This window comes from Vibrio genomosp. F10 str. 9ZD137, assembly GCF_049974785.1.
Taxonomy (GTDB): domain Bacteria; phylum Pseudomonadota; class Gammaproteobacteria; order Enterobacterales; family Vibrionaceae; genus Vibrio.
In genome coordinates, this window is record NZ_JBNGCJ010001003.1 from 1 (window position 1) to 549 (window position 549).

The window sequence follows — 549 nt, forward strand, 5'->3', positions numbered from 1 at the left end:
GGTTGTTTATTTGCCGCTTAGCAGGGCGTTATGTTTAATCGGGAAAAGGTATATCAATGAAGAAATTAACATCAATGAACTTTGTGCTATTACTTCTTCTAGTTGCCTTAGCATTAGATGCAATATGGCAAACAAGCGATTTTACAATATCAATAATAGGTTTGTTATTAATGTATTTGCTAGGGCTTGGTGCAAAAGCGGTATCTTCTAATCCAAGGCGAATAATTCGAGACCCAAGATGGAGTCCGTATAAAGCTTTTCCCTTATTAATAATAATGACGCTAATATTTGGTTATATAGCAATCACTAAATATTTAAGTGATCCCTTTCAAGTGTTTGATGTTGGACGTCATACATATCATGCAGTAGTTATGGGGATTATTCACATTTCTATCTCTGCTTTTTCAATGTTTTGTTTAGTGGTGTTTGGATTGGCATTTTTGAAGGAATATAAACATATTAAAGTATCGAAGAAATAGTTTTGGAATGGGTTTATTTGAGAACTGTCGGGTGCGTTTAGAATTAAACTTAGTATCAAGTTTGAAGTGC

General features: G+C 33.7%; 1 protein-coding gene. It reads left to right on the plus strand.

The window, feature by feature from the left end:
* Nucleotides 1–56: 56 nt before the first annotated feature.
* Entirely contained in the window at nucleotides 57–479 is a 423-nt protein-coding gene (locus ACP45E_RS21525) for a hypothetical protein (RefSeq protein ID WP_017038513.1), read from the plus strand.
* Nucleotides 480–549: the final 70 nt, after the last annotated feature.